The organism is Gluconacetobacter takamatsuzukensis, from assembly GCF_014174275.1.
Taxonomy (GTDB): Bacteria; Pseudomonadota; Alphaproteobacteria; order Acetobacterales; family Acetobacteraceae; genus Gluconacetobacter; species Gluconacetobacter takamatsuzukensis.
Window position 1 is genome coordinate 1 of the sequence record NZ_JABEQK010000025.1, and the last position, 1,410, is coordinate 1,410.

Genomic DNA, 1,410 nt, shown 5'->3' on the forward strand with positions numbered 1-1,410 from the left:
CCGGTCTGGATCTCGATCAGCACCAGCGGGATGCGGCCCGGATTTTCCATCCGGTGGGTGCATTCCTGCGGCAGGTAGATGCTCTCGTTCTCATGGACGGTGATCTGCTCGGCATCGCGCGTCACCAGCGCCACGCCGCTGACGACAACCCAATGTTCGGCGCGATGATAATGTTTCTGCAACGACAGCTTCTCGCCGGGCATCACCACGATCCGCTTCACCTGAAAGCGCGAATCCTGGATCAGGCTCTCGTAGAAGCCCCACGGCCGATAGCAGCGATTATGCGCCTCGGCTTCCTTGCGGCCCTGCGCCTGCAGGCGGGTCACGATCTTCTTGACGTCCTGCGCCCGGCTGCGCTGCGTCACCAGCACGGCATCGCGGGTCGCAACCACGACGACATCGCTGACCCCGACCACGGCGGTCAGGATCTCGTCCGATCGCACATAGCTGTCATGGACGCCTTCCAGGCAGACATGCCCCTGCGTGACGTTGCCGTCCCCGTCCTTGGCACCGATATCCCACAGCGCATCCCAGCTGCCGATGTCGGTCCAGCCGAAATCGCCGGCAATCACCGCCGCATGGTCGGTATGTTCCATCACGGCATAATCGAAGGAAATATCGGGCGTGGACAGGAAGGATGCGGCATCCAGGCGCTGGAAGACCAGGTCGCTGGTCCGCCGCTCCACGGCCTGGCGCACCGGCGCCAGCACCACCGGGGCATGGGTTTCCATCTCCCGCAGCAGCGTGCGCGCCGTAAAGACGAACATGCCCGAATTCCACATATATTTGCCCGACGCCACCAGGTCGGCGGCGGTGGCCGCGTCCGGCTTCTCGATAAAGCCGGCCACCGTGCTGGCCCCGGGCACCCCCGGCAGCGCCTTGCCGGCCTCGATATAGCCATAGCCGGTTTCCGGCCGGGTCGGCTGCATGCCGAAGACGACGATATGCCCGCGCTCGGCCGCGGCGGCGGCGGCGGGCAGAAGCTGCTCCAGCGTCTCCGGCCGGGTGATCACGGCGTCGGCGGCCATGATCCACAGCACGGCATCCGGGTCGCTTTCCGCCGCCAGCAGGGCGGCGGCGGCAATGGCGGGGGCGGAATTGCGCCCGGCCGGCTCCAGCACGATGCGCGCATCCTCGATCCCGGCCTCGCGCAGCTGCTCGGCGATCAGGAAGCGATGGTCGTTGTTGCAGATCACGATCGGCGGGGCGAACAGCGCGCCGACCCCACGGCAGGCCGTTTCCTGCAACATCGTCCGCGTGCCCACCAGCGACCATAATTGCTTCGGATAGCTGGCCCGCGACAGGGGCCACAGCCGGCTGCCCGTCCCGCCGGAGAGGATGACAGGCACAATCCGGGTCGTGCTCGCGGCTTCGGTGCCGATCATCGGCAAGGTCGTGTCAGACATGGCA

Annotated in this window: 1 protein-coding gene; it reads right to left on the reverse strand. The window is 66.6% G+C overall.

All coding sequences use genetic code 11. From position 1 onward, the window contains the following. Positions 1–1,406, reverse strand: a 1,406-nt coding sequence (locus HLH27_RS16855; RefSeq protein ID WP_182951273.1) for a mannose-1-phosphate guanylyltransferase/mannose-6-phosphate isomerase, incomplete at its 3' end; no start/stop codon positions are given. Positions 1,407–1,410: the final 4 nt, after the last annotated feature.